A 265-nucleotide genomic window follows, 5' to 3' on the forward strand; every position below is an offset into this window, starting at 1 on the left:
TGATATTGAAAAGATACAAACCCATTTTTTTTATTGTTCATATCAATGCTTACTGTAAGTTGATGGCCTGGTACAATAAATATTTTACGGCCAATTCCATTGGCAACCACTTCCATTTTCATTGATTTTGGAAAGCGATATTTCTTTTCGCATATTCCATTGTTGATTATTAAAGTGTCGGTAATACCCGTCAAATAATTTAAACTGTAATTTAAAAGTATGTAAGGAGCTGATAAGTTTTTTACTTCAAACCGAATGGTTGATT

Annotated in this window: 1 protein-coding gene; it reads right to left on the reverse strand. The window is 30.6% G+C overall.

Annotated features, from left to right (window positions below; translation table 11 throughout):
• Positions 1 to 265, reverse strand: a 265-nt coding sequence (locus AC23P2_RS31375; protein ID WP_487776835.1) for a hypothetical protein, incomplete at both ends; no start/stop codon positions are given.

The organism is Runella sp. R0.1_18, from assembly GCF_057652155.1.